Here is a 23,080-nt window from a genome sequence, read left to right on the forward strand (position 1 = left end):
GGCCGCCCCGTTCGCCGGGGCGGTGACCGTGACGGTGGCCGAGGGCGACACCGTGGAGGCGGGCGGCCAGGTGGCCACCATCGAGGCCATGAAGATGGAGGCCTCCATCACCGCCCCCACGGGCGGCGCGGTCGCCCGGGTCGCACTGACCGGGGTCACCCAGGTCACCGGTGGGGACCTGCTGCTGGTCCTGCGCCCCACCAACTGAACCCTTCACAACCCCGAACCACCCCGTCCCCTGCCCCCTGCTCTGGGCCCCCTGTCCCGGCAGGAGCTGGTCGGCCCTGACCGCTGATGTTCCTGCGGCCGGCCCGGCGGGAAGAACCGATCTTCAATCCACTGGCCCCCCGCCTGGGCGGCGCCCACCGAAGGAGTTCTCCTTGACCTCTGTCCTTCCTTTCACCGACATCGACCTCTCCGACCTCGAGGAGGTCGGCGGCAAGAACGCCTCTTTGGGTGAGCTGATCCGCAACCTCAGCAGCGCCGGGGTGCAGGTCCCCGGTGGCTTCGCCACCACAGCCACCGCGTTCCGCCAGTTCCTGGCCGCCGACGGCCTGGACGACCGGATCGCCCAGACCCTGGAGGGCCTAGACACCGCCGACGTGACCGCCCTGGCCGCCGCCGGTGCGCACATCCGATCGCTGATCCGCAACGCACCGCTGCCGGCCAGGCTGGAGGCCGGGATCCGGGATGCCTACGAGAAGCTGGCCGGAACCCACCCGGCAGGGGTGTCCTGGGCAGTGCGCTCCAGCGCGACCGCCGAAGACCTGCCCGACGCCTCCTTCGCCGGACAGCAGGAGACGTACCTCAACATCCGCGGGGTGGGGAACGTGCTGGCGGCGGTCAAGGACGTCTTCGCCTCCCTCTACAACGACCGGGCGATCGCCTACCGGGTCCACCACGGCTTCACCCACGCCGAGGTCGCGCTCTCGGCCGGGGTACAACGGATGGTGCGCTCCGACGTCGGCGCCTCGGGGGTGATGTTCACCATGGACACCGAGTCCGGGTTCACCGACGCGGTGTTCATCACCTCCTCCTACGGGCTGGGGGAGGCGGTGGTGCAGGGGGCGGTGAACCCGGACGAGTTCTACGTCTACAAACCGGCCCTGGCCGCCGGGCGGCCCGCGGTGCTCAAGCGCGGGCTCGGAGACAAGGCCCTGCAGATGACCTACACCGACTCCCAGGAGCTCGGGGAGACCGTGGGATTCGTGCCCGTGCCGGATGAGCAGCGGGGGCGGTTCAGTCTCACCGATGCGCAGGTGGAGCAGCTGGCCCGCTACGCGGTGGCGATCGAGAAGCACTACGGCCGTCCGATGGACATCGAGTGGGGCCTGGACGGCACCGACGGGAACCTTTACATCCTGCAGGCCCGCCCCGAGACCGTGGTCTCCCGCCGCGGGGCCGGGGCCGTGGCCCGCTACCGGCTCCACGAGACCGGCACGGTCCTGGTCGAGGGGCGGGCCATCGGCCAACGGATCGGCGCCGGACGGGTACGGGTGCTGGAGTCGGTCGAGCAGATGGCCTCCTTCCAGGCCGGGGATGTCCTGGTGGCCTCGATGACGGACCCGGACTGGGAGCCGATCATGAAGAAAGCCGCCGCGATCGTCACCGACCGCGGCGGGCGCACCTGCCACGCGGCGATCATCGCCCGGGAACTGGGCATCCCCGCCGTCGTGGGCGCCGGGGACGCCACGACAGCGCTGGCCGAGGGGGACCCGGTGACGGTCTCCTGCGCCGAAGGCGAGGCGGGCCTGGTCTATGCGGGCCTGCTGGACTACACCGTGGAGGAGACCACCCTGGGCGCGATGCCCGAAGCACCGCTGAAAGTGATGATGAACGTGGGCACCCCCGAGCAGGCGTTCTCCTTCGCTCAACTGCCCCACCACGGGGTGGGCCTGGCCCGGTTGGAGTTCATCATCAACCGCCAGATCGGCATCCACCCCCTGGCCCTGGTGGCCGTGGAAAACGGGTCCCCGGATCTGCCCGCCGAGGTCGCCGGGCAGATCCGGGAGCGGATCGCCGCCTACCCCGGACCCCGCCAGTTCTACATCCAGCGCCTGGCCGAGGGCATCGCCACGATCGCAGCCGCCTTCGCCCCGGAGCCGGTGATCATCCGGCTCTCGGACTTCAAGTCCAACGAGTACGCCAACCTGCTCGGCGGCCCGCAGTTCGAGCCCGACGAGGAGAACCCGATGCTCGGATTCCGGGGCGCCTGCCGGTACCTCTCGGAGAGCTTCCGGGCCGCCTTTGAGCTCGAGTGCGAAGCGGTCGTCCACGCCCGTACCACCATGGGACTGACCAACATCAAGCTCATGGTCCCCTTCGTGCGCACCCTCGACGAAGCCCAAGGTGTGATCGAGCTGCTGGCCGCCAACGGCCTGCACCGCGGGGTGGACGGGCTGGAGATCGTGATGATGTGCGAGCTGCCCGCCAACGCCCTGCTGGCCGGGGCGTTCCTGGAGCACTTCGACGGGTTCTCCATCGGCTCCAACGACCTCACCCAGCTCACCCTGGGCCTGGACCGCGACTCCGCCCTGGTCGCCTCCTCCTTCGACGAACGCGACCCGGCGGTGAAGAAGCTGCTGGAAATGGCCATCACCGCCTGCAAGGAGCGCGGCAAGTACGTCGGGATCTGCGGCCAAGGCCCCAGCGACCACCCCGAGCTGGCCGCCTGGCTGCTGGGCCAGGGCATCGACTCCGTGTCCCTGAACCCCGACGCCGTCGTGGACACCTGGCTGGCCCTGGCCGCCACCACAGCACAGCCGGCCCTGTGAACACCCTGGTCCTGGCGCCGCCGGCGCCAGGACCAGGGCACCAACCCCCACCCGGACCACCGGACATCCCCACGAGAAGACAACGGAGGCACCCGTGACCGATTCCTGCCCGGTGGCGTTCTTCGTCTCCGACAGCACCGGCATCACCGCCGAGACCCTCGGCAACACCCTCATCACCCAGTTCCCGGCCCAGCGCTTCGAACGCCACACCGTGCCCTTCCTCACCACCGCCGAGCACGCCCACCAGGTCGCGGCCCGGATCACCACCGCCGCAGGAACCGGCCGCACCACCGTAGTGTTCTCCACCGTCGTGGACCCGCACCTGCGCGGCATCCTCGAGGCTGGCGCCGGATACTTCGTGGACCTCTTCGGCTCCCACATCCACCAGCTCGAAACCGCCCTGCACACCACCGCGAACCCCCAACCCGGCAGGGCCCACGGGCTCGGCGACGCCATCCGCTACCAGTCGCGGATGACAGCCGTCGAGTACGCCATGGAACACGACGACGGGCAATCCATCCGCGCCCTGGAACGGGCCGATCTGATCCTCATCGCCCCCTCGCGCTGCGGCAAGACCCCCACCAGCATGTACCTCGCCCTGCAGCACGGCATCCGCACCGCGAACTTCCCCCTAGTCGACGAAGACTTCGCCCACCGGTCCCTGCCAGCACCCATCGCCGCCTACGCGACCAAGTGCTTCGGACTCACCTCCCAACCCCTGCGACTGAGCCAGGTCCGCCAGGAAAGACGCCCAGGCACCGTCTACGCCTCCCTGCCCCAATGCACCTGGGAACTGCGCAACGCCCAACAGATGTACGCCCTCAACGACATCCCCCACCTCAACTCAGCCTTCATGTCCGTAGAAGAAATTTCCGCCACCATCCTCCAGAGAATGGATCTCCAAGAAACCGGCATCGGCTGAAAACACCGAGGCACCAAGCCGTAGACGCCCCCATGTGTAGGTGCGGCCTTTATGGTGTCTCACGATGTGGACATGTCCCTCGGCTCCTGTATTGATTACTGGTGAGTAAGGTTACTAGTCTGTTTTGCATAGACAAACGTCTAGTGCTCGGCTCCAGGAGGCTCCCATGGCAGGAACGTTAATGAGCGTCGCCACAGGCGCAGGTGGTGTGGCCACTGCGGCGGCCATGATCCAGCTGAGCCTGTCGATCGGCACCAGTGGTGCGCTCGAGCCGGCGGCGATCGCTCTGCTCATGATCGGGGCGGTGGCATTAATCGCTCGTGTCGTCGTGGACTTCGAGTCCCAGTCGCGCCAGCACGTCGATCGGACCAGGGCACAGATCGAGGCCCGCCGACACCACCAGCAACAGCACCTCCTGGACGCACGGTCGTAGCTGCTGCTGCGGCCGTTCGCGTCCCAACATTTAGAGCCACAATGGCAAGTTCCTTTGAGAACTTCTCAACTACGGCTTTACATATGGCCCGGCTACCGGACACTTCCTGGGAGAACGGAGTTGCAATAGGGGTTCCTGTCTCGGTGGTCCCGTACTCGAAGGCACCTCGGCCGCAGGAGGTCATGGTTCAAGTGCGCGACCGGCTGGCCGAATTGGAGCGCGCGGCCACCCCGGCTTGAACCTTATTCGTGGGTCCGCGAACCTCTCGGGCACGCGCCGCACACATGAGGTTCACGCACCACCAAGGTGGCTGACCTCGAGTCCTACCCCAGCATCGGTAGCACCCAGTCCCGCCTGACCTCGGAACCATGAGACGGAGGGTCTGCATCCCCAGAGCAGACCCTCCGTTCCCATGTCCGAAACATCCTTCGGCCGTTCTCTTTTGCAACTGGTCGTGGTGTGCTGTCCGCACATTGTGCACTTGAGTGCCGACCCGGGCACCGCAGGCACGTCCACTCCGCAGAAAAAGAGAGTCTCGATGCGCTTGAAATCTACTTCACGCTACGCTCTGTTGCTCGGCCTCATCATGGCTGTCACTGGCTCAGTCGGCCCAGCCCTGGCCGCTCCGCCGCCCCAGCCCGACGACAACGAGCTCGTGCTCTACGCCCCCACCACCCGCCAGACGTTGACGATTGAGGAGCCCGACCAGCAGCCCTCGCCCCAGAAGGACGACGACATGTTCACACCAATGCTGCTCGGCCCGATCGACTCATTGAACTGCAACGTCCTGAACCGCCCATCCCACATCGTCACCACGTACAACGCCCGCGCCCGATCGGGCTTCTCCGGGGGCTATATCAAGATGGAGTGCGGCACCGACGCCGGCTACGGCTACCGGCACATCCGTTCCCGCCACCAGCAGGACTGGCAGAACAAGATGTACCCGCTGCGGGCGAACTGGGACGACTTCATGGACTTCGCCACCAAGCAGGCGCTGGCCTCTCCGTCCAAGACCGCCTTCCAGGGCAGCGGTAAGTACTGCTACACCACCCCAGTCCAGATCCGGAACTCCCGCGGCGCCGTCGTGAAGACGTTCTATCCTCGGATTATCATCTCCTCGACCAACCGTCGAGTGATCACGTCCATCCCAGGAGGCTCGTGCTGATGCCCGCACCGATCACGGTCCGCATGTTCAACGAGCACGGCTGCCCCTGGCCGTTCTTCGGCCCCGAGAGCCTGATGAGCCAGGAGGAGTTCCCGCTGCCGGCAGAGCTCACCGAGCAGGTCCTGGCGTGGACGTCCGACTTCGCCCGCCACTACGACGAGGAGCGCGGCTGGCCCTCGGCGCAGGCATACGAGGCCTCCCGGCAGGAGGGGCGGCGCCTGGCCGCGGAGGTACAGACGGCCGTCGGGGACGAGGTGCGGATCCAGCTCGAGCACTGGGAGCGGATGGTCGACGGCCAGGAGGCCGCCGCCCAGACCAGCTGATCCAGCCGCAGCCATCAACGGAGAGCCTGTCTCCCCAGAGCAGACCCTCCGTTCCCATGTCCGCACCCTGGCGCGGCCTCTTGGGGTGTCCGCACACATGGGTGCCGTCCCCACAGAGTTCACCGTCGGGAAGGACCCCATGAGCACCACGACCCCCGCCGCCTCCGCGGCCGCCACGGAGATCGAGACGACCGGCGCCCCGATCCTCGGTTTCTTGCAGCTGAACACCTCCAACGGCAAGGTGTTCCTCAACGCCACTGCCCCGTCCAGCGAGTTCCAGTCCAGCACCGCTTTCGACGTCGACGGGTGGGCGCCAGAGCTGCCCTACGTGGAGGTCTCCTTCACGGCCGCCGGACTGAGCGAGGCCGACGAGGCGGATCTGGTCGACGCCGGGTACCGCCCCGTGATAGGCCTGGTGCGCGGTGTGCTCGCCACTGTGATCGCCCCGGCGCCGGGCGCAGACGCCCCCGACTACCTGTTCGTGGACTTCGAGTCTACCGGGCTGCCGCAGATCGCCCCCGGGGGAGCCGAACCCGCGCTTCGTGCCGCTGCAGGTCGCCGCCGCCGTAGTGGACGCCGGGCTGAACGTCGTGGCGACCTACGAGGCAAAGATCAACGCCACGACCGAGCAGCTGGAGTCGATGGTCCCCTTCGTGCGCAACATGCATACCGAGACCGGCCTGCTCGCCGCCCTGGAAGCAGGGGGACTGCCCCCGGTTCGCTTGACTCCTTGACCTGTTGCGTTGCGGCAGGGGTTCCTCTGTGGCGGAGGCGTGCCCATATCAGTCAGGACAACGGCCCATGGGCCGACCGTTGTCAGTGCCGGAAATGATCAGGTCGAGCGCTGCCAAAGGTTCTCGGCCCGCTGCTCCCAGCCGGCCTCTTCGAGAGTGTCGGTCGAGGAGTCGTCACTGACGAGGGCGACCTCCTGCCGCGGCACTCCACCGGAAAGCTCGACGACCTTGTCGCTCTGGATGGTGGAGCATCCGCTCATCCAGCCCTCGGAGGCGGAGTCGACCTGGATCAGACAGGCCTCATGATCGCCGCCCGAGGCTGGTCTCGCCGCGAAGTAGGAGTAGCCCTCGATCTCACCGAGGTACCGGGCGGAGTCGGCGGCGAACTGCTCGTTGGGCTGGATGACTTCCGGCACCGGCTGGGCAGAAGACTCAGAGTCGAGCACCGCGATGCCGTGACTGGTGGAAGCGCAGGCCGAGGCCGCCTGCAGGATCCCGAGCGTCATGGCCGCTGCGCGGCAGCTCTTCGTGGTCCTCATGAGACATCTCCTCTGCTGGGCCTTTGGTGCTGCCCCGACTGACCGCCTTTGGCCCAGTGCGTCCTTGCGTGCCCACGACAGCGTGGTCGGTGTCACATTACCGGGGCGTCATGTCAGCGACGGGATCAGTGACCGCCGAGTCGTCCACGTGCCTCGGGCCGGAGGAGACGCCAACGGCCAAGAGCATTCTGGGGTGGCGCATGCAGCGCCGCTCAGCAGGAGAGATGTCCCGTAATCGCCGCCGGCGCCACGGTAGTTGTGCCGGCCATTTGTCCGTGGTTGCCTCGGATTCCCTTCCAGAGCGCATCGCCGCTCCGTCCTCAATGTCCGGGGCCTCGGGGACAGGCCACTCAGATACTGCAGTTGGGGTTCCTCGGTGGTCGATGCCGGCTACTGAGTCTGCACCAGCACGTAGCGGTCGATGCCATCCTGGCTGGTCTCGAGCTCGAAGCCGCGGCGGGTGAGAACACGGGCCGAGGCGGCGTTGGCCGGGTCGACGCGGGCGATCAGCCGGACCTGGCCGTAGATTTCCGGGACCGTGGCCACGGCACGATCGACCATGGCTCCGGCCACCCCGCGCCCCCAGTGCTCGGGGGACACCCAGTAGCCGACCTCCACGCCCTCGTCGCACCGGGTAGAAACCACCAGGCCGACCGCCTCCTGGGCCTCCACGGCGATGAACCACCGAACAGCCCCGCTCTGCTCTACCGGCTGCTGCTGCAGCGCGGCTCGGAGACGGTCCTGGATGGCCTGCGGTGCCCAGGGGCGACCGTCGCCGACGAAGCGGGTCACCCGTTCGTCCGTTGCCAGGCCGGTGAAGAAGGCAGTGTCCGTTTCTTGGAACGGGCGCAGATTGATCGAGGGTTGGACAGGCACGGGGAAGACCTCTGAAGTAGGCGCGGGGACCCAGCCACCGTATCCGGCGCCGAGGGAGCACATGCCGGGTGATCCATGCTCACCCCGTGCAGTGAAGATGGCAGTTCATGCCTGGTCACCGTGGTGAGCAGTGATGCTGTCCTAACGTGGTGAGCATGACGAGTTCCCGGCCCGCCCCGGTTGAACAGGCTGTCCTTGCGGACGCGGTGGCCTTGCACGAGCTTCGGCGCCAGATCGAGGACTGGCTGGGTGCGCTGGGCATCGAGCAGTGGGGACACGGGCACGTGAGCCGGCAGGAGATCACCGAGCAGATCCAAGCCGGCCAATGGCACCTGGTCCGCGATCCCTCCATGGGAGTCGCCGCGGCCGCGCGGCGACTGTGGGCCGATCCCGAGGTCTGGGGTGCCGATGACACCCCGGCGGTCTATGTCCACGGGCTGATGGTCCACCGCGGTGCGGCCGGCCGTGGCCTAGGGTCGTTTCTCCTGGACTGGGCCGCGGAGCGTGGCCGGGCTGAAGGAGCCGAGGTCATCCGGCTGGACTGCGTGGAGTCGAACACGGCTCTGCGCACCTTCTACCAGCGGCAGGGGTTCCAGGAGGTGGGGCGGCGGGACTTCGACGGGCTCTGGTACAGCGCCACCATGCTGGAGAAAACCTTGCAACCAGAATCACCGCTGGCATCCCGACAAGGGTGATCCATTGTGAATGCACCATGACACCGCTGAGTCCTAGGACCTGACTCTTTCAGCGCCCGATAGAGGTTCCCAGAGGGGCCTTTCGCGATCAGTAATCTGGGGGCATGGACTTCCTGGCAACTCCCACGCTGACCGGCTCTCTGGCCACGCTGGAACCGTTGGCGCTCGAGCACGCTCCGGAACTGGCAGAAGCTGTCCAGGACGGCCAGTTGCACCAGCTCTGGTACACCCGGGTGCCAGCACCGGATCGGATGCGCGAGGACATCGAAGCCCGGCTGGCCGCCCACGCTGAGGGGCGGGTCGTGCCGTGGGTGATCCGGCGCCCCGGTGATGGAGCCGCTGTCGGGGTCACCACGTTCTTGAACATCAGGGCGGAGCACCGTCGGTTGGAGATCGGCTCTACCTGGATTGCCGCCTCCGCCCAGGGCACTGGGCTCAACACGCAGGTGAAGCTGCTGCAGCTCACGCACGCCTTCGAGACCTTGGGGTGTATCGCGGTGGAGTTCCGCACGCACTGGCACAACCACCGCTCCCGGGCCGCGATCGCCGGTCTCGGGGCGAAGCAGGACGGGGTGCTGCGCAATCACGACCTGTGGCGTGACGGGACCGTGCGCGATGTCGTCGTGTTCTCGGTGATCGATCGGGAATGGCCCACCGTCCGGCTCAGCCTCACCGAGAAGCTCGCGCGCTGGAGCGTAATTCCAGCTCCGGTCCAGAGCGGGACCCTCCGTAGGCCGACGCCCTGAAGACAACGCAACCGGGGTCGGTGCTGGGTCATGGCGGTGTCAGATATCCGGCCGGCGGGGGAGCTCCAGGTGATGGCACCGGGGAAGAATGAGATGGCCGTGTTGCCGTTGAAAGGCTCTTGTCCGTGAGTTGCGCCGCTGTCCTGTCTGTTCGTGAGTTGGTGTGTGGTTATGCCGGGGTGCCGGTGACCGCCGGGGTCAGCTTCGAGGTGCGGCCGGGGGAGGCGGTGGTGCTGCGCGGGGCCAACGGGGCGGGCAAGTCCACGGTGCTGCGCACGGCCGTGGGCCAGCAAGCTCCGGTGAGCGGGCAGCGGTGGCTGAAGGGCGGGCCGGTGGTGGAGAACTCGCTGGTCTACCGCCGGGCGGTGAGCTGCCTGTTCGACGAGGACGCGTTCTTGCCCGGGGTGTCGGTGGGGCATCACTTGGAACTGGTGCTGCGCGGTCACGGGGTGGCCGATGCGCCCGTGGTGGCCGCCGAGGCGGTGGTCGAGTTCGGGCTACAGGACCGGGTGGACGCCTCGCCGTTCGCTCTGTCCTCGGGCCAGCGTCGGCGGGCGCTGCTGGCCGCAGCCCTGATCCGTCCGTTCGAGCTGCTGGTGCTCGATGAGCCCGAACAACGCCTGGACACTGTGATGCGTGCCCGTTTGGCGGATCGTCTGGTCGCTGCCCGGCGGGCGGGGGCGGGATTGTTGATCGCCACGCACGACGCGCCGCTGGCGGAGGCGGTGGGCACCACCGTGCTGAGCCTCGACTCTGACGGTGCCCTGCCACCGGCCGTGAATGGGACGCAGCGGGAGGACCGGTCGTGACGGCCGGTGCCGGTGTGAAGCCTGCCGGGCCCGCCGAGATCGAGGTGTTCCTGCGAGGCGCCCGCGACCGGACCCGCGGGCGGGCTCGAGGCGCGGATCGGTTCGTCGATGCGTACACCGGGCTCTTCGTCACGGTGGTGCTGATGGCCTGGGCGGTCGCCGGGGTTCTGGGCCTCGGGTCCTCGTTGGGGGATCTGGTGGCCGCCGGTTCCCCCGGCGGGGTACTGCACCGTCCGGCGGCCGCTTGGGCGGGGGCCGGGGCGCCGGTGCTCGGAGTCGCGGTGCTGCTCGGGGTGGCCTGGGTCGGTGCCGTGGACCTGTTGCGCGGGCTGGGGCCGGTAGGGGTGTCCCCGGAGCGGGTGGTGTGGGTGTGGCCGCTGCCCGGGGCCGGGGCACAGGAACCGATCCGCAGTGTGCACCGGATGCTGTGGGTGGCGACGGCGGCCGGGGCGCTGTTCGGTGGCACCGGGCTGCTGCTGCTGGGCGGTGCCGGGGCGGCGGCCGGGTGGGGCGCGCCGTGGTGGCAGGCGGCGGCGCGGCTGGTGTGCTGGGCCGGTCTGGGGGTCACCGCCGTCGGGGTCGCTGTCGGAGCCCAGACCGCCGGCGGGGCGCGAACCTCGCCGCGTCCCCGCCCCTGGGCGGGCTGGTTCCTAGCACTGGGGGCTGTGCTGGTCGTACTGGCCGGGACCCGGGACGGGGCCACCGGCCGGTGGGGTGCCGTGCCACCACTGTGGGTCGTGGGGGTTGCGGGAGCACTGGCGGTGGCAGCCGGGCTGTTCTGGGTCCGGGCGCTGCGGTGGGCCCGGGGCCTGGACGGGGTGCAGCTGCGGGCGGCCGGAGCAAGGGCACGGCACCTGAGCAACGCCGTGTCCCTGCTGTCGACCCACGACCTGACCGCCGCCTTGGCCCCCGCCACGGTGACCGGGGTGCGGGGACTGTCGGGGAGCACACCGGGCTGGGTGACGGGGCCGCGCACGGTGGTGCTGTTCGCCTCGCTCACCGCCCTGCGCACCAGCCGGTGGCGGGCCGGACTGGCCGTGGACCTCGGGCTGACCGTGGTGCTGCTGGCCGCCTTCTCCCACACCGTGGTGCTCGCCGGCTGGGCCGCGCTGCTGGTGGTGGGATACCGGGGACTGGGCCGCGGCACGGCCTATCTGGCCGATCTGCGCGCCGGGGCCGCCGCCGAACGGAACCTCCCGATCACCCCCACCGCAGCCGCCCTGATGCACCTGGTGGTCCCGTGCGTGCTCAACGCCGCGGTCCTGGGCGCCGTGGCACTGCTGGCCGGGCTCGCTGCCGGCACCAGTTGGGTGGTGATGATGCTTCTCGGGGCTGTGGCCGGGACCGGTATCGGTGCGGCCGGCCTCTACCGCGCCCTGGGCCCGGAACCGGACCACACCCAGCCCCCGATCGACACCCCCCTGGGACCGGTGCCCGTAGCCCAGCTGATCGGCTACAGCCGGGGGCTCATCCTGGTGCCCGCCCTGCTCGCGGCACCGGCCACCGTACTGCTCCACCCCACCGCCTGGCCGGCGGCCCTGGCAGCCGCCCTCGCCCTGACGGCCATCGCCGTGGCCCTGGCCATCAGCACCGACCGGAAACACTGAGACCCGAATCCTGGGGGCCACAGCCGAGCCGAACCACACCTACCGGGCCCCCGAGGTGCGATAGGGGTTGCTACTCGACCACCCACCGTCGACGACCAGGCCGGCAACGTTCAAACGGTGTTTCGGGGCCAGCGATATTGGCGTGAGACGTGTCGTTCCCCGGACCCGGGAATGGCCGGCCACAAGGGCGGCCATCCGCGGACTCTGTGGCTGGCAGGGGTGGGACTTCCGCCGTCGTCACCAGACGGGAAGCTCGCCCTCGCCGGGAGTGCTGCGCAGGTCGGACTCTCCGATGGCGACGTCGTTGATGGAGGCCTCGCGGCGGCGCATGTAGCCGAGTTCGTCGAATTCCCACAGCTCGTTGCCGTAGGAGCGCCACCACTGCCCGCCGGTGTCGTGCCACTCGTACTGGAATCGCACTCCGATCCGGTTGTCCGTGAAGGACCAGAGGTTCTTGCGCAGGCGGTAGTCGAGCTCGTGGTCCCACTTGTCGGTGAGAAAGGCGACGACCTCTTCACGCCCGCGGATGTGTTGGTCGCGGTTGCGCCATTCGGTGTCGACGGAGTAGGCCCCGGCGACGCGTTCGGGGTCACGGCTGTTCCAGGCGTCTTCGGCGGCCTGGACCTTGGCGAGGGCGCTCTCGTGGGTGAAGGGCGGAAGCGGGGGGCGCGGCTGGTCAGGAGTGCTCATGTGCCCATCCTTCCGGGGCGCGGGGTGTGCCCGCCAGTGGCGGGGGACCGCTTTGCAGATGGCGAGATGGCGGCCAGCAAGCCAGCTCTGATGACATCTGCTGCAGCTGGCACGCTCCGGGAGGTGCTGGTGATGCGCAGGGTGAAGGCCATTGACCTGAAAGGACGCCCTCATGCATCGTGCCCCGAGCAGGTTCACTGATCCGGTCTCCCCGGTGTTCAGCGCGAGCTCGGCCGCAGCTTTCGGCGCACTGAGCTTGATCGATCCGTCGCGGTTGAGCCCGGCACGTCGACGGCTCTATCGGGCGGGGGTGGCTGCGACCACGGCGTGGTGGGCGGGTGTCACCACGGACCGGAACCGAACCACTCTGGTGCCGGCCAATGTGGTGGCCGGGGCGGCCGCCGGGGCGGCGGTGCTGGCCCTCTCCGATGCCTCCGAGGCCCTCGACGCCCGGATCGTGGGTCGGCTGGAGACGGTCGGGGTGTGTCATCCGCGGCGGTGGCTGGCCGCGACCTCGGTGGCCAGTGTCGTGGTGGGCTACGTCGTTGACCGTGCAGGGGCCCGGACTGGTGCGCAGGCCCTGGAAGAGGGGGAGGAGTCGGTGCGCACCCGTGCGCTCACCCCGGCGGTGCGCGAGGTGGTGCGCGGGATTCTGCAGGCCACTGACACCGCCGATGCCCGGGTGCTGCTGGGGCAGCTGGTGGTCGCGCAAGAGTTCTTTTTCGATGACGGCGTCGAGGGGTTCTCCACCACCGTGGAGTTCCAGGTGTCCGACGACGTGGTGCGCGTGGTGCCCCATCACCAGACCTACCCCGTCCGAGCCGAGTACCAGGCACCCGATGGCACGCTGCTGCAGATCAGCCTCCAGCTCCTGGAGGGCAAGTTGCCCCACCTCGCCATCGACTTCGCCGACGAAACCCACTATGAGGATGAGAGCGCGATCGACGTCGTCGAGGAGCTCATCGATCAGTGGCCGGATCCGGCCGATCTGCGGTACCTCAGGGAGGGGCCGGATGGTCGTCCGTTTCCCCTGACCTGACCGGCACCACACCGCTCCCTGATATGACGGTCGCTCGAGAGGTGTCCCGTGGGGGGGAGGGGGCGCCGATCCAGGCGCCCTGATCCCTTTGATGTCGGAGGCTCCACATGCCTTTCGCTCTTTCCTCACGTCCCCGCTCCACCTCGTCCTCACCCGTTGCGGGTGCCACTCATGCAGGGTGGCGTGCCGCGGCCGCCTCCACGGTGGTGGCGGGTCTGCTCTTCACCGGTGGGGTAGCGCCGGCGCAGGCGGCGAGCACTTACAGCTCTCCGTTGCGCACCGCGGTGAAGTCTCTGCCGGTGGCGGCGGAGAACAACGCCGGCTACAACCGGGACAAGCAGTTCGGCGACTGGAATGACACCAACCGCGACTGCCAGAACACCCGGGCCGAGGTGCTGCAGAACGAGTCCAAGGCGAAGACCAGTTTCACCACCACCAAGCGATGCACCGTCAAGGGCGGCAAGTGGGTCACCACCTGGGACGGGCAGGTGCACACCTCGGCCACGGCGGTGCAGATCGACCACACCGTGCCGGTCCACGAGGCCTGGGGCTCCGGGGTGAGGGGCTGGAGTCAGACCGAGCGGGTGGCGTTCTACAACGACCTGGGTGATCACCGCACGCTCAGCGCCCAGACCTCCGAGCTGAACTCCACCAAGCAGGCCCGCGGCCCGGAGGAGTGGATGCCGCCCGAGCACCGCTGTGGCTATGTGGGGGAGTGGACGGCGGTGAAGATCCGCTGGGGCCTGAAGGTCGGCAGCAAGGAAAAGGCCGCCCTGACCCGGATCGCCGCCGCCTGCCCCGACGTGACCATCAAGGTCGCCAGGGCCTGACCGGGCCCACTGTGTGCCAGTGGGCCGGACACCGCGGCGGTGTCCGGCCCGCTCAGTATTGGTCCACGTCTTCCGGACCGGCCGGTCCCCGGTGAAAGAGCCCTGGGACCGCCCCGAGAGCGACGTCGTGGCCGAGCTGGTCGTGCGCGGCTACATCGACGCCTCCGGGCGCGTACTGTCGCTGACCGAAGAGGGCCTGACGGCCGCCGGGGTGCTGTGGCCGCGGTGCGTGCAGGCGGATTCCGGCAAGAGGTTCGGCTCCGGCTCCGACGCCTACGGGGTGATCCTCGGGGCGTTCGACTTGGAGGGGACCCAGGCCCTCGTGCGGCTACTGGCGGTTGAAGCCTGAATCGGCGGCATCCCCTCCGCGCAGGACCCCTGCCACGACAGTCAGGCCTGTGACAGAAGGTTGCGACAGCACTACGCACCCTCATTCCCGTTCGCACATGGGGTGATGGTGGTGGACAGCCGCAGTGGCCGAAGGTCCAGGAGATCCACCGGGACGTCTTCATAAGGTGACCACAGTTGACCGACGACCCCCATCACGGCGCAACTGGACCCCCCTCACCCTCCATCAGCGACGGCGCAGGACACTCCTGCCCTTGGGCTCCGTCGCGGAACAGGACCCACCATGCACGCTCCTTCTCCCCGGGCCCGCAAGATCGCCGGTCTGTCCGCCGCCCCCATCGACGTCCTCGTGGCCGGCGTGATGGTCTGGCAGGGCTCCACCGCGGCCTTCACCGCCACCACCCGCAACGCCGGCAACTCCTGGGCCACCGGCCAGGTCGCCCTGACCGACGACGACGCAGGCCGCGCCGGCTTCACCGTGGAAAACCTCGTCCCCGGAGCGACCGGTGAGAAGTGCATCGAGGTGACCTCCAACTCCACCGTCGCCGGTGAGGTGCGCGCCTACACCCAAAACCTCTCTGGCTCCGCCGCCGGGCTCGAGGACCACATCGACCTGCGCGTCGAGCGCGGCACGGGCGGGTCCTTCGAGTCCTGCGACGGCTTCGCTCCTGTCCCCGGTGCGCTGCCCGCCCAGTCGTTGACCACCTTGTCGCAGGCGAACCGCGACTACGCCACCGGCGGCACCGTCTGGGGCACCGAGGGACGGGCGGGGGAGTCCTCGACCTACCGCGGCACCTGGACCTTCGACACCGAGGGCCTGACCCAGTCCCAGATCGACGCCCTCCAGGGTTCCCGGGTGAGCGTGGACCTGGTCTGGGAGCTGCAGAGCAACGACGCCTGAACCCTCTTCGTGACGAGCCGGTCCCACCACGAGTCCAGCCTCACTGCCGAGCCGACACCTGACACGGTGACGGCCGCGCTGTGGGGCTGGGCCCGGCTGTTCACCGGCGCCGCCGCCCAGATCTACCTCGTGCTGCTGGCCACCCTGGCGGCGATCGCCCTGATCCCGGCCGTTTTCGGGTGGCACTCCACCGTCATCGAGACCGGCTCGATGGAACCGCACATCGACCCGGGTGACGTCGTCGTGCTCGCCGGCCTGCCGGATGACCAGCCGGTGCCGTTCGGTGGGGTCGTGCAGTTCACCAGCCCCGCCGAAGCCCAGCCCAGCGGGGTGGAACGCTCGGTGCTGCACCGGATCGTGGTCGACCACGAGGACGGCACCTACGCCACCGCCGGGGACGCCAATGCCGAGGTGGACTCCACTCCGCTGATGAGGGAGCAGATCACCGGCCAGGCCCGCCTTCTGGTTCCGTTCATCGGGCTCCCCTCATTGTGGCTGGGTGCCGGCCAGCACCTGCCCCTGGGCCTGTGGGCCGCAGCCACCGTGGCGGCCTTGCTGATCACCCTGGCCGTCTTCGTCCCGCGGGCACGCGACGACGACGACCAGGAGGGCGAGGAAGCAGAGGGCGACACTCAGGAGCTTCCGGTGCTCGCCCGCCGCGGCGCCCTGGCCGTGGCCGGCACCGCGGTCCTGGCCGGGCTGACGGCCTGGCCGGTGCCGCCGAGCACCGCGGCGTTCACTGCTCGAACCGGCACCAGCGCTTCCTGGCGGTACGTGGGCATGCCGGCGATCACCCTGGGGCGAGCCAGGGACTACGCGCTCCTGGCCTCCGGTCGCCTCACCGACCACACCCCCGGCGGGCACCCCACCTCGATCGGCGGCAGCGTGGGCACCTACCCCGGTCTGGCCATCGAGAATCTGCAGTCCAGCGGATCTCGGCGCAACGTCACCGGGACGGTCGAGCCCGGCACCACGGCGGCCGCCGGCGCCATGACCGACGCCCGTGCCCTCGAGGCCGCCCTGCTCGCCCGCCCGGCGACTGTCAGCCGCCCCACGGTGCTGACGGGCAGGATCACGCCGGGGATCTACACGAGCACCACCGGGACCTTCACCGTCGCCGGTGACCTGACCCTGGATGCCCAAGGGGACCCGGGCGCGCAGTTCATCTTCCGTGCCGCCACCATCACCGCCGCGGACGGCAGCCGCGTGCTCCTGAGCAACCAGGCAAGAGCGGCCAACGTCTACTGGGCTTCGACCGGCAGCATCACCCTGGGCATCAGCACCACCGCCCGGGGTGCTTACCTGGCTCGCGGCAGCATCGCGGCCAACACCACCACCGGCAGCCCCACCCAGCGGCTCACCCTGGAGGGACGCCTGATCAGCCTGGGCACTGCCGCCGGCGGCGGGGTCGTCGAGGTGAACCGACCCATCATCACGATCCCCACCTGAGACGACGCGAACTCCACACGGTGTTGAAGCCTTCGCCTCCTTTAGGCCTCTTGCACCGCTAAAGAGACAGTCCCCGGCGTCTCGACCTCGGCGAGGGGGAGCACCTCGCTCCCGCCGTATCCCAGCTGGGTGATGGCCCTCATTGTTCCGCGGGGATGCCGAGTGCGTGAGTTCATGGTGTTCTCCTGTCTCAGTCGGTTCATGGGCATCGCCGGAGGGTTGGAGGGCGCAGTTCCAGTCATCGGTGAGTCGTGACCGGCGCGCTCTGCTGCCGCACCGAGTGCACGACGGCGGCCGCCGCGAGAGGGACGACAGCATAGGCGGCCATCACGATCAGGCTCGCCTGTGCGGAGAGGTAGGCACCTTGCATTTCGGCTGCTCCGGTGGTGAGGAGTGCTGAGGACGCCGGCAGCGGTAGGCGGCTGACGATGGTCTCCACCCAGTCCAGGCGGATGAAGCTGAGGATGCCCGGCAGCAGCAGGACGAGCAGGCCGTTCCGGACGGCGACCGCACCGATGTGCTCCGCGGCGGTGGTGCCGCCGCAGCGCTGGGTGAGCTCGTGTGCCTCGATCATGACCGAGACCTTCCAGGGCGGTGGCGGACCTGTGTGCGCATCCCCTGACCTGACCTGCCGGTAGGGGCCTTGGCAGGCCCCTACGCGACGTCCCGGTGGAAGTCGGTGTCCCACCGCCAGGAGGCCCGCACCGCGGCACCGAGGCAGATGGCTGTGAACAGGACGGGGACTGTTCTCAGGTTCACGCTTGCTGCTGGATGCGAGCGGCTTCCCGGTCCGGGCTGGTCGCCGTGGTTGCCGGCGACGCGGTGCGGGGCCAGGTCCAGGCGGAGCGCAGGATGAAGGCCAGGAGCGCCACCTCGATGGTGATGTGGAAGCCGTAGTAGAAGGCCCAGTCCCAGGACGTCCCGCCCGCGTTGAACACCGTGACGGGGATGTAGAGCGATGCCACGACGAGGTTCGTGGCGCGGTTCAGCCGGGCGGGCAGTGCCATGGAGAGCATCACCATCAGGGCCGGGATCCCGATGACCACGACGAAAATGGTCAACAACGTCGGGGTGATGTCGAACTCGAAGATGCCGCCACCCCGGATCTGGTCGATGGCGCCGGGCTGGTAGAGGTGGAAGTAGTCGATGTAGATGTAGAAGAACATCAAGCTGGTCCAGGCTGCCGCGAGCTTGGCCTGCACCGGGGTCCGCGGGTTCTCCAGCGTGGTGGTGTGTCGACGTGTTCTCATCGTGGGCTCCGTTGTCGTGGCGAGGATCGCTAGGCCCTCGGGTTTCGCCGAACATGCGCCTTACGTCTGTAAGGGGTGATCACCAGCTTAGACTTACGGTCGTAAGTGCGCAAGGATGGGAAAATGACGCGACGCACACCACTGAGCAGGGAGAGGATCATCGACGCCGCCGCCGCAGTCGCCGACCGCGCGGGTGTCTCCGCCGTGAGCATGCGCAGTGTCGCGAAGGAGCTCGGCGTCGAGGCGATGTCGCTCTACCATCACGTCCCGAGCAAGGAGGCGATGCTCGACGACCTCGCCGACTGGGTGTTCGAGCGGATCGAACTGCCCCAGGTCGGCGCCACGTGGCGGGAGGCGCTGACCGGCCGGGCACGATCGGCGCGGTCGGTGCTCACCGCTCATCCGTGGGCGCTCGGGATGATGGAATCGCGCCCCAACCCCGGCCCCGCGCTGCTGCAGCACCACGATCGTCTCCTCGGCGTGCTGATGGCCGAGGGCTTCAGCGCTGCGCTGGCAGCACACGCGTTCTCCGCAATCGACGCCTACGTGTACGGGTTCGCGCTGACCTGGACGAGCCTGCCGTTCGAACCGGGGGACGGCGCCGAGGAAGCGTTCGCCGTCAAGGTCGCGGCGTCGGCGGAACTGTATCCGCACATTGCGCGCTCGCGCGCCGAGCTGTTCGGCGATGGCGTCTACGCGTTCGCGGACGAGTTCGACTACGGGTTGGAGCTGCTGCTGGAAGGCCTGGAGCGTCGGGTCGCCGACGAGAGCCCCGCGCTGGGCGAGCGTTAGCGCATGGTCGTGCGGGCATGAGAGCGATCGTCCATGACCGCTACGGGTCGCCCGATGTGCTGCGGCTCGACGACATCGCCACGCCGACGCCGGGGAGAGGCCAGGTGCTCGTGCGGGTGATCGCGACCTCGATCAATCTGAGCGATTGGGAGGGGCTGCACGGGTCGCCCGCCTATGCCCGAGTCGGCGGCCTGTTCAGACCCGCCCGCCGCACGCTCGGTTCGGACATCGCGGGAGTGGTCCAGGCAGTGGGCGCAGGGGTCACGCTGTTCCGGGTCGGTGACGATGTCTACGGCGACAACCTCGCGCTGAAAGGCGGCTTCGCGGAGTACGCCGTGGCGCCCGAGCACGCTCTCGCGCTCAAGCCGGCCGGACTGTCCTTCGCCGAGGCGTCGACACTGCCGCAGTCGGGGGCGATCGCGGTGCAAGCAGTTGCGCGCGCGAAGCCCGGTGAGCGGATGCTGATCAACGGCGCCGGCGGAGGAACTGGGGCGTTCGCGCTCCAGCTCGCCGTTGCTTCCGGCATCCGTGTCACCGGCGTGGACAACGCCGGCAAGCTCGACTTCATGCGATCCCTGGGGGCCGCCGAGGTCATCGACCATCGCGCCGACGACTTCACGCGCACCGGTCCGTACGACCTCATCATAGACCTCGTCGCCCGGCGGTCGGTGTTCGCCTATCGCCGTGCGCTCGCCCCCGGTGGCACCTGCCTGATCGTCGGCGGGACGACGCGCGCCCTGCTGCGAGTGGTGACGGTCGGCGCACTGATCGGCGCGATGACGGGTCGGCGTTTGGGGGTTCTTGCCGTCAAGCCGGGGCCGGCGCATTTCTCGCCTCTTGCCGACCGATGCATCGCGGGAGATGTCCGTATCCACATCGACCGCGTGTTCCCGCTCGAGCAGGTGCCCGAAGCGCTCACCTACGTCGGCGACGGGCACGCGCTCGGCAAAGTGGTGGTCGAGGCGGGGACAGGTGCCGACTGAAGACCGCGCGAACCGACGAGAGGGTCGATCCCCACACTTCGGGGAGCAGGAAGGCCGCGGCGACGAGCGGCAGACCGGTGCATCCGAGGCCGTCGAACCGGTCGATGACGCCGGCGAACAGCAGGACGACCACGACCGTCTCCTCGGCGTGCTGACGGCCGAGGGCTTCAGCGCCGAGGAAGCGTGCCCTCGCGGCGCATACTCGCCGGATGTCGGCGGGGCGCTACAGAGCGTGGAGGTATCGCCGGGTGTATTGCTGCTGCAGGCAATGGCTGATCGGCGCCAGGACGCGGGACCACCACGTGCCCGGACGGGAGAAGGCGGTGATGGTGAACACGACGGCGTCGTCCTCCCGCCATTCGACGCAGAACCTCTCCTCGCCCTGCTCGACCCGGGGTGGGCTGGCCTCGACGGTCAGGCCGGCCGCTCGGTGCATCTGCCAGCTCATCAATCGATCGGCGGCGCGGTGGAACGTCGACTCCCCGTGGCCGATGACACGCTGGACCCTCACGTGGGCGTGTCCGCCGGGGAGATGCCCGGTGGTGGCGCCGATCTCCGGGTAGGTCAGTGCGCGCTCGAGCAGAGTCATAGTGCCCACTATGCCAAGGGGCGCTCTGCACATGGCCTGGCTGCCGGTCACCGCCTGTGAGGGTGACGTTGCAGTATGGGGTGGTTGTCACCGTGTTTGACAGGGAGCGGGCCACAGGGTTTTGCGGGTTCAGATGAAGAGGGCGCGGTTGAGGCGTACGCCGTATTCGGCGTCGGGGTTGGTGGTGGCGTCCCCGACCCGTTCCTGGATGGCGGCGACGGCCAGGTCGCGCCGCGTCGGCGATCGCCTCGCGTCCGCTGCCGCCCACTGCTCCGGCATCTCTTCGAGGGCGAGGTCGGTGCAGTAGCACGGGGTGCCCGGTTGCTGGCGCCACGACTGCGCCAACGGACCCGCGTCGAAGGCGTCGAAGCCGGTGTCCTCGACGAGGGCCATTGCCACGTCCCGGTGCTTGTCGTCGTCGGCTGCCACGGGGATGGCGATGCGGTCCGGGCTGCCCGCCGGTTGGCCCTTGGCGGCGAAGGAGGGGGAGCCGATGGCGTTCCACGCCTTGACGACCGGTCGCCCCAGCCGTTCTGCCACCCACAGGCTCTCGACCTGACCGGCCTCGATGGCCTCGATCCTGCCGTCGCGCTGCGGATAGTAGTTCGAGGTGTCGATGACCACGGTGCCGGACGGCAGAGCGGTGAGCAGCGGCGCGAGCTGCGGAAGACGGTGCAGGGGAACGGAGAGGATCACGACGTCGACATCGATCACCGCCTCGGCCGCCAGGACCGCGCGTCCGCCTGAGGCCAGCACCTCCGGCCCGATCGTTTCGGGCCCGCGCGAGTTGGCGACCTTCACGTCATGTCCGGCTGCGCTCAACCGCTGGGTCAGGGTGGTGCCGATGTGCCCGGTGCCCAGAATGCCGATCTTCATGGTCCGTCTCCTTGCTGCAGGTGGATGCCCGATGGGGGCGAGGGGGTGTGGGTCAGGCGGTTGCCGCCGACGCAGCCGGTGTGGGCTCTGCGGGGGTGTGCGGGCCGGCCGATCCGGGGCGGCGCACGAACAGGGTAGCCAGGGCCGAGGCGGAGGCGATGACGGCGGCGGCGGTGAAGGCGGATTGTGCGGCGGCGACGGACTGGGCCGCATCCAGGGTGCCGGTGCCGTGTGCGGCGGATCCCAGGGTGTAGGCCGAGACGAGGACGGCGGTGCCGGCCGCGCCGCCGAGCTGCTGGATGGTGCCGAAGGCCGCGCTGCCGTGGGGGTAGAGGTGGGCGGGCAGTGCCGACAGTGCGGCCGTGGTCAGCGGGCTCCACATCAGGGCCTGCCCGATGATCATGGTGATGTAGGCGATGAGCAGGGTGGAGACGGCCGTGCCGGAGTCGATGCGGCTGAGGAACCACAGGGAGGCGGCCACGATGAGTGCTCCGGGGATGGCCAGGGGGCGGGGGCCGAGGCGGTCGTAGAGCCGCCCGCCGATGGCCGAGACGACGGCGATGGTGATGCCACCGGGCACGAGGAAGAGCCCGATCTGCAGGGTGCCCAGGTCGCTGACACTGCTCAGCAGCAGCGGGAAGACGACTCCCGTGCCGAAGGCCGTCATGGTCAAAGCCAGCATCACCAGCAGCGGCACCGTGAACGCCCTGACCGCGAAGATCCGCACGTCCAGGAGTGCGTCGTCGGTGCGCTGGAGCGCCCGCTGCCGCAGGACGAAGGCGGCGATGCCGAGGGCGCCGACGAGGATCGGCAGATAAGGGGGGACGGGGGTGTGGCCCGAGGTGGACTCCCCGATGGTGGCCAGCCCGTAGACCAGGGCGCCGAACCCCACCGCAGAGAGAATGAGGGAGAGCACGTCGAGGGTGATCGGCTCCGGGGTGGTGATGTTGCGCAGCTTCACCGCGCCCAGCACCAGCCCGGTCAGGGCTACCGGCAGCATCAACAGGAACAGCCACCGCCAGCTCAGCTGGGACAGGATCAGGCCTGAGACCGCCGGGCCCAGGGCCGGTGCTGCGGAGGAGACGATCACGACCAGCGCCATGAACCGGCCCTGGCGGGCCGCCGGAACCAGGCGCATGGTGGTGGCCATCAGCAGCGGCAGGAAGACGGCGGTGCCGATGGCCTGGATGATCCGGCCGGTGAACAGGACCCCGAAGCCGGGGGCGAGGGCGGCGAGCACCGTCCCTGCAGTGAAGAGCGACATCGCGGTCAGGAAGACGGTGCGCAGGTGGAACTTGCGCATCACGAAGCCGGTGGCCGGGATCAGGACGGCGAGGGTGAGCAGGTAGCCGGTGGTCAGCCACTGCCCGGTCGTCGCGGTGATCGCCAGCTCCTCGATGAGGGCGGGCAGCGCGACCCCCAGCAGCATCTCGTTCAGCAGCACGATGAAGGTCGAGGCCATCAGCAGCCCCAGGACGAGGCCATCACCGGGGGCCAGTTTGTCGCGCGCATCCACGACCTGGGAAGTGCTCAGAACGGGGGGCTCGGTGTCGGGCTGTGGGTCGATCGACGCCTGGCGGGTGGTCATCGGGGGCTCTCTTTCATCACGCTGTGGTTCGGCCTCGAGGAGGAATCCGGGCAACCCGGGTCCCTGTGGTCAATGGCGGGGGAGAGCCGTAACCTCAAACGGAGAACGCCTCCGCATCAGTA

26 protein-coding genes are annotated in these 23,080 nt (G+C 69.0%); 18 read left to right on the forward strand and 8 right to left on the reverse strand.

Going from position 1 to position 23,080, the window contains the following annotated elements:
* From CRM73_RS07660 to CRM73_RS07690, 7 genes are all read left to right on the forward strand, one after another.
* On the forward strand, nt 1-208 hold a 208-nt coding region (locus CRM73_RS07660; RefSeq protein ID WP_305067793.1), incomplete at its 5' end, for a biotin/lipoyl-containing protein.
* A gap of 172 nt (nt 209-380) precedes the next feature.
* Nucleotides 381-2,774 (forward strand): phosphoenolpyruvate synthase, encoded by a 2,394-nt coding sequence (gene ppsA, locus CRM73_RS07665; RefSeq protein ID WP_229587285.1) that lies wholly within the window; start codon nt 381-383, stop codon nt 2,772-2,774.
* Between the two features lie 94 nt (nt 2,775-2,868).
* On the forward strand, nt 2,869-3,696 hold the full coding sequence (locus tag CRM73_RS07670; protein WP_035925211.1) for a pyruvate, water dikinase regulatory protein: 828 nt from the start codon (nt 2,869-2,871) through the stop codon (nt 3,694-3,696).
* 181 nt (nt 3,697-3,877) lie between these two features.
* Entirely contained in the window at nt 3,878-4,129 is a 252-nt protein-coding gene (locus CRM73_RS07675) for a hypothetical protein (protein WP_109221892.1), read from the forward strand.
* 586 nt (nt 4,130-4,715) lie between these two features.
* Nucleotides 4,716-5,294: a hypothetical protein gene (locus tag CRM73_RS07680; protein ID WP_126346853.1), complete on the forward strand. Its 579-nt coding sequence runs from the start codon at nt 4,716-4,718 to the stop codon at nt 5,292-5,294.
* Entirely contained in the window at nt 5,294-5,617 is a 324-nt protein-coding gene (locus tag CRM73_RS07685; RefSeq protein ID WP_229587287.1) for a hypothetical protein, read from the forward strand. The genes CRM73_RS07680 and CRM73_RS07685 overlap by 1 nt, the downstream gene beginning before the upstream one ends.
* 542 nt (nt 5,618-6,159) lie before the next feature.
* On the forward strand, nt 6,160-6,351 hold the full coding sequence (locus tag CRM73_RS07690; RefSeq protein ID WP_095651865.1) for a hypothetical protein: 192 nt from the start codon (nt 6,160-6,162) through the stop codon (nt 6,349-6,351).
* 98 nt (nt 6,352-6,449) lie between these two features.
* Here the strand turns inward: CRM73_RS07690 and CRM73_RS07695 are convergent, their stop codons facing one another.
* Nucleotides 6,450-6,890: a hypothetical protein gene (locus CRM73_RS07695; RefSeq protein WP_229587289.1), complete on the reverse strand. Its 441-nt coding sequence runs from the start codon at nt 6,888-6,890 to the stop codon at nt 6,450-6,452.
* Between the two features lie 390 nt (nt 6,891-7,280).
* Nucleotides 7,281-7,766, reverse strand: a complete 486-nt coding sequence (locus CRM73_RS07700) for a GNAT family N-acetyltransferase (RefSeq protein WP_176475398.1) — start codon at nt 7,764-7,766, stop codon at nt 7,281-7,283.
* 155 nt (nt 7,767-7,921) lie between these two features.
* On the opposite strand from CRM73_RS07700, the gene CRM73_RS07705 reads away from it, so the two are divergent.
* The 4 genes from CRM73_RS07705 to CRM73_RS07720 all read left to right on the forward strand — a co-directional run bounded on the left by CRM73_RS07705 (nt 7,922) and on the right by CRM73_RS07720 (nt 11,623).
* Nucleotides 7,922-8,461: an N-acetyltransferase gene (locus CRM73_RS07705; RefSeq protein WP_095651868.1), complete on the forward strand. Its 540-nt coding sequence runs from the start codon at nt 7,922-7,924 to the stop codon at nt 8,459-8,461.
* Nucleotides 8,462-8,565: 104 nt separating this feature from the next.
* Entirely contained in the window at nt 8,566-9,207 is a 642-nt protein-coding gene (locus CRM73_RS07710; RefSeq protein WP_095651869.1) for a GNAT family N-acetyltransferase, read from the forward strand.
* 125 nt (nt 9,208-9,332) lie between these two features.
* Nucleotides 9,333-10,016, forward strand: a complete 684-nt coding sequence (locus tag CRM73_RS07715) for an ATP-binding cassette domain-containing protein (RefSeq protein ID WP_176475399.1) — start codon at nt 9,333-9,335, stop codon at nt 10,014-10,016.
* Nucleotides 10,013-11,623: a hypothetical protein gene (locus CRM73_RS07720; protein ID WP_095651871.1), complete on the forward strand. Its 1,611-nt coding sequence runs from the start codon at nt 10,013-10,015 to the stop codon at nt 11,621-11,623. The genes CRM73_RS07715 and CRM73_RS07720 overlap by 4 nt, the downstream gene beginning before the upstream one ends.
* Nucleotides 11,624-11,860: 237 nt before the next feature.
* On the opposite strand, the gene CRM73_RS07725 is transcribed toward CRM73_RS07720, so the two are convergent.
* Nucleotides 11,861-12,313 (reverse strand): nuclear transport factor 2 family protein, encoded by a 453-nt coding sequence (locus CRM73_RS07725; protein WP_095651924.1) that lies wholly within the window; start codon nt 12,311-12,313, stop codon nt 11,861-11,863.
* 172 nt (nt 12,314-12,485) lie between these two features.
* On the opposite strand from CRM73_RS07725, the gene CRM73_RS07730 reads away from it, so the two are divergent.
* The 5 genes from CRM73_RS07730 (at nt 12,486) to CRM73_RS19930 (ending at nt 16,880) form a co-directional block, all read left to right on the forward strand.
* Complete coding sequence (locus tag CRM73_RS07730) at nt 12,486-13,352, forward strand: hypothetical protein (protein WP_095651785.1); 867 nt, start codon at nt 12,486-12,488, stop codon at nt 13,350-13,352.
* 284 nt (nt 13,353-13,636) lie between these two features.
* Nucleotides 13,637-14,182 (forward strand): HNH endonuclease family protein, encoded by a 546-nt coding sequence (locus CRM73_RS07735; RefSeq protein ID WP_229587291.1) that lies wholly within the window; start codon nt 13,637-13,639, stop codon nt 14,180-14,182.
* A 91-nt stretch (nt 14,183-14,273) separates the two neighbouring features.
* Nucleotides 14,274-14,531, forward strand: coding sequence for a hypothetical protein (locus tag CRM73_RS07740; protein ID WP_141246856.1), 258 nt, complete (start codon nt 14,274-14,276; stop codon nt 14,529-14,531).
* A 282-nt stretch (nt 14,532-14,813) separates the two neighbouring features.
* Nucleotides 14,814-15,431 (forward strand): hypothetical protein, encoded by a 618-nt coding sequence (locus CRM73_RS07745; protein WP_229587293.1) that lies wholly within the window; start codon nt 14,814-14,816, stop codon nt 15,429-15,431.
* 9 nt (nt 15,432-15,440) lie between these two features.
* A complete protein-coding gene (locus CRM73_RS19930; protein ID WP_141246857.1) occupies nt 15,441-16,880 on the forward strand; it encodes an ice-binding family protein in 1,440 nt (479 codons plus the stop codon).
* A 238-nt stretch (nt 16,881-17,118) separates the two neighbouring features.
* On the opposite strand, the gene CRM73_RS07755 is transcribed toward CRM73_RS19930, so the two are convergent.
* Nucleotides 17,119-17,454 (reverse strand): hypothetical protein, encoded by a 336-nt coding sequence (locus CRM73_RS07755; protein ID WP_217987565.1) that lies wholly within the window; start codon nt 17,452-17,454, stop codon nt 17,119-17,121.
* A 181-nt stretch (nt 17,455-17,635) separates the two neighbouring features.
* A complete protein-coding gene (locus tag CRM73_RS07760) occupies nt 17,636-18,130 on the reverse strand; it encodes a DUF6326 family protein (RefSeq protein WP_095651789.1) in 495 nt (164 codons plus the stop codon).
* Nucleotides 18,131-18,253: 123 nt separating this feature from the next.
* Between CRM73_RS07760 and CRM73_RS07765 the strand changes: the two genes are divergently transcribed.
* Both CRM73_RS07765 and CRM73_RS07770 read left to right on the forward strand, forming a co-directional pair.
* On the forward strand, nt 18,254-18,922 hold the full coding sequence (locus tag CRM73_RS07765; protein ID WP_095651790.1) for a TetR/AcrR family transcriptional regulator C-terminal domain-containing protein: 669 nt from the start codon (nt 18,254-18,256) through the stop codon (nt 18,920-18,922).
* Between the two features lie 17 nt (nt 18,923-18,939).
* Complete coding sequence (locus CRM73_RS07770) at nt 18,940-19,905, forward strand: NAD(P)-dependent alcohol dehydrogenase (protein WP_095651791.1); 966 nt, start codon at nt 18,940-18,942, stop codon at nt 19,903-19,905.
* Between the two features lie 223 nt (nt 19,906-20,128).
* Here the strand turns inward: CRM73_RS07770 and CRM73_RS07775 are convergent, their stop codons facing one another.
* The 3 genes from CRM73_RS07775 to CRM73_RS07785 all read right to left on the reverse strand — a co-directional run bounded on the left by CRM73_RS07775 (nt 20,129) and on the right by CRM73_RS07785 (nt 22,958).
* Nucleotides 20,129-20,494 (reverse strand): DUF1990 family protein, encoded by a 366-nt coding sequence (locus CRM73_RS07775; RefSeq protein WP_095651801.1) that lies wholly within the window; start codon nt 20,492-20,494, stop codon nt 20,129-20,131.
* Between the two features lie 129 nt (nt 20,495-20,623).
* Complete coding sequence (locus tag CRM73_RS07780; RefSeq protein WP_255250994.1) at nt 20,624-21,445, reverse strand: NADPH-dependent F420 reductase; 822 nt, start codon at nt 21,443-21,445, stop codon at nt 20,624-20,626.
* Complete coding sequence (locus CRM73_RS07785; protein ID WP_229587296.1) at nt 21,423-22,958, reverse strand: DHA2 family efflux MFS transporter permease subunit; 1,536 nt, start codon at nt 22,956-22,958, stop codon at nt 21,423-21,425. The genes CRM73_RS07780 and CRM73_RS07785 overlap by 23 nt, the downstream gene beginning before the upstream one ends.
* Between the last annotated feature and the right edge of the window lie 122 nt (nt 22,959-23,080).

The sequence above is a fragment of the Kocuria sp. CCUG 69068 genome, assembly GCF_020833785.1.
In the GTDB taxonomy this organism is placed as follows: Bacteria; Actinomycetota; Actinomycetes; order Actinomycetales; family Micrococcaceae; genus Kocuria; species Kocuria rosea.